Below are 3,228 nucleotides of genomic sequence, written 5' to 3'. Positions count from 1 at the left end.
TATGCAGAGCCTTCACTGGAAGATAATGGTGAATTGCGCCATCTTGTCGCCGCTAAACTTGATTTGATTCCACGTAAAAGTACCAATCAGAATGAATCTATTCTGGCGGTCAAACGCTACTGGGAGTCTAAAGCTGTTTTGGGGTGTTGTGCTAGTGGCGGAGCGAGCGGCTGGTTGAGCCTCTGAGCCATTAAAAAACCCGCGAATGCGTAACACCGGGATTTGGTTCCCGGAGGGACGCCAAACCCAGTGGTCACCACGGGTATCGCGGTCTTAAACTCATGGCGTTGCGCGAATGCGGGTTTTTATCGTTTAGACGAAGCAATATTGACCGTCTAATACGCTGAGATTTATATCGTTGTTTCTGTCTCAGGGATTAATTTATTGGCAGAGCCGCACACGGTGACTTTACTACGCACGACTTCTTTCATCGCATCCATCCCAACACGCATGTAATAGCGAGGATCGTTGCCTTCCGGATTCTCGGCAAACCATTTTTTTACCGCCGCAGCAAAGGCGATTTTTAATTCGGTAGCGACATTTACTTTGCACACGCCAAGTTCAATTGCGCGTCTGACATATTCGTCCGGCACATCACTGGCCCCATGCAGAACTAAAGGAATATCCACCACTTCGCGGATTTCAGCCAGGCGCTGGAAATCAATTTTTGGGCGTTTAGTGTAAAGCCCGTGAGCGGTGCCAATGGCCACGGCAAGACTATCGATCCCGGTCAGTTCGACGAAGCGGCGTGCTTCTTGTGGATCGGTGAGAAAAGCGCTTTCTTCGTCGACGTCCATATCATCTTCCACACCGCCAAGACGCCCTAATTCAGCCTCAACGCTGCAATCATGGCGGTGGCAAAAATCAACCACTGATTTCACCAGATGCACGTTTTCCGCAAGAGGGAAATGGCTGCCATCGATCATGGCGCTACGCACACCCGCATTCACTTTGTGGCTGATATCGGCGAGCGATTCATGGTGGTCAAGATGGAGCGCCAGAGGCATGTCATAGCTTTCTGAATAGGCTTCACACAAAGCGAAGATCTCTTCAAAAGCGATATGTTTAAAGGTGCCTGGGGTACCTGCAAGAATCACTGGGGACTGCATCTCTTTGCAGACTTCTAAAATTGCCTGAATAGTTTCTGCGTTATGAATATTGAATGCAGGGACGGCGTAGCCTCGAGCTTGTGCATCCTGCAGAAGATATTTAGTGGAAATAATACTCATGTTGTAATCCTCTCAGCCTTTCCACGGATGAATAATCACACCTTGCACAACACGGTTTACCGTGCCGTTGGCAGAAGGTGTATCAGGGGTAATACCGGCTTTGATTGATTCCGTAAGCGCGAAAATCTGTGCATACATCAGGAAGCAGAAAGCCTGCTCGACATCGGTAAATTCACGAGAAGCTGGCAGGCAGATGTGCGCCCCTGTTTCGGCTTTCGGGCAAGGTGAAGAGCAAATAGCGATGATGCGCATGGCCTGTTGGTCACGGTGCAATTCAGCCAGCAAATCAAGGTCGTACTGGCGGGTGTACGGGTGGCTTGAAACCATAACCACAACGAGCGTTTCGTTATTGACCAGTGATTTAGGGCCATGACGGAACCCGGTTGGGGAGTCATAAAACGCCACCAGTTTCCCCGCAGTCAGTTCCAAAACCTTTAACGCAGATTCACGCGCCACGCCCTGTAACCCACCGCTGCCGAGGTAAACGACACGTTTGAAAGGAAGGTCGCCAAAGACGTTTTCATCGAATTCGCCTTGTGAGGCAATGATTTGCGAACAGCGATTAGCAACATCCTGGAAAGTGGTGCTGTTGATGACATCTGCTGCAAACACCGCCAGGCAGCTTGCCATCATGGTGGTGATACTGCTGGTCATGGCGAAGCCACGATCGTGGGTTTCTGCGGGCATTAATAATGCCAGTGCATTGCCACTTGTCTGAGCATTTTGATACAGGCTACCGGCTTCGTTGCAGGTAATTACCAGGTGATAGCAGTCCTTTACCCATTGGTTGACCAAATCAACCGCCGCCACACTTTCCGGGCTGTTGCCGGAACGTGCAAAAGAAACCAGTAACGTGGGTTCTTGCTCTGACAAGTAATCAAGCGGGTTAGTGACGAGATCGGTGGTGGGTACTGCTACAAAGTTTTTCCCGGTGTGGCGTGACAGCCACGGTGTAATTATATCGCCAATAAATGCGGAGGTTCCGGCGCCCGTCAGGATAATTTTCAGCGAGGTGTTTCGCAGCAAAGGTTCAAGGAAGGTGTTGATGTTGCTACGTAACGTATCGATATTTTTTAGCGATCGGATCCAGCTTTCTGGCTGTTGGCGGATCTCTTTTTCAGTCCAGGTTGTTGTGCCGGAAAGACAGGCAGATTGGGTTTCGCTCATAACTCAGTCCTTAGCAGTGCAAGATCATCGGAAGTAGCACAAAACAGAAAAGGACAATCTTTCGTTTTGTTTCATTTACTCAACTTCATGCTTGGGTAAAATTTATAGAAAAGAAAATGAAAGGTCAATGTAAGATAAACAATAAAACGAAATGTGTGAGCCGGGAAACGATATTTTTAAATCAAACAATTGATTTTAATCATATAAAATTAATTTTATATAATCATGCTGAATTTAATCGAAAGGAAAAGAAAGGTCTGCCGCTCAGGAGTCGGCAGAAAAAGTGAGGTGCAATGAAAGAACTACAAAGAGAATGACTGGCCGTTAATCCAGATGTTATGCACCAATAGCTGTGAGTTCAGTGCGAGCAGATTGGCGCGTTTTCCCGGTGCCAGCGGCACTACGCGTAAGGTGTTTTGCGATACCTCGATAAGCTTATCCTGTTCAGCATCGCGCGCCTGGCTCGCAGAAGCGTACTCATATTCCTTCCTCGGCCGCCTCAGCTTCGCGGTAGCGGCCCATTTCGTCGACCAGGCTGGTTAGCCCCCGATGGCCACACTCCAGGGCTTGCAGGCGGAACTCTTTACTGGTTAAACCGTCTCGCTCCAGCACCATTTCCAATAAGAGTTGCAGATTGATGCCGGTTATCACCTCGCGTACTGGTCGCTCTAACGCCATGGTTGAAGCAACGCGGAAGGGGGTGCCGCCAAGTAAATCAGTTAAAAACACCAGCCCTTCACTTTCATCTAACGCTTCAATTGCTGCTTCAAACTGAGTGGTGAGCAGGGCGGTGGAAGAGGTTTCAGGAAAATCGATGGCGATAAATTGCTCT

At 48.9% G+C, this 3,228-nt stretch carries 3 protein-coding genes and 1 pseudogene; 1 reads left to right on the top strand and 3 read right to left on the bottom strand.

Annotated elements, in window-relative coordinates; genetic code table 11:
* Positions 1-186: pseudogene (locus VJY99_RS17580) on the top strand (hypothetical protein); the annotation flags it as partial.
* Positions 187-350: 164 nt separating this feature from the next.
* Here VJY99_RS17580 and kbaY read toward each other — a convergent pair.
* The 3 genes from kbaY to agaF all read right to left on the bottom strand — a co-directional run.
* Positions 351-1,229 (bottom strand): tagatose-bisphosphate aldolase subunit KbaY, encoded by an 879-nt coding sequence (gene kbaY / locus VJY99_RS17575; protein ID WP_324120779.1) that lies wholly within the window; start codon positions 1,227-1,229, stop codon positions 351-353.
* 12 nt (positions 1,230-1,241) lie between these two features.
* Positions 1,242-2,396: an SIS domain-containing protein gene (locus VJY99_RS17570; protein ID WP_324120777.1), complete on the bottom strand. Its 1,155-nt coding sequence runs from the start codon at positions 2,394-2,396 to the stop codon at positions 1,242-1,244.
* 477 nt (positions 2,397-2,873) lie between these two features.
* Positions 2,874-3,228, bottom strand: a 355-nt coding sequence (agaF, locus tag VJY99_RS17565; protein ID WP_324120776.1) for a PTS galactosamine/N-acetylgalactosamine transporter subunit IIA, incomplete at its 5' end; no start/stop codon positions are given.

Origin of the sequence: Buttiauxella sp., assembly GCF_035271705.1 — a bacterium.
Lineage (GTDB): Bacteria > Pseudomonadota > Gammaproteobacteria > Enterobacterales > Enterobacteriaceae > Buttiauxella.
Note: the sequence above shows the minus strand (reverse complement) of the source record. Positions and strands in the feature narration are given on the sequence as shown.

Bases quoted from the DNA above. Each gene is read 5' to 3' on its own strand.
- kbaY (WP_324120779.1), bottom strand. From the start codon at position 1,229: ATGAGTATTATTTCCACTAAATATCTTCTGCAGGATGCACAAGCTCGA.
- VJY99_RS17570 (WP_324120777.1), bottom strand. From the start codon at position 2,396: ATGAGCGAAACCCAATCTGCCTGTCTTTCCGGCACAACAACCTGGACT.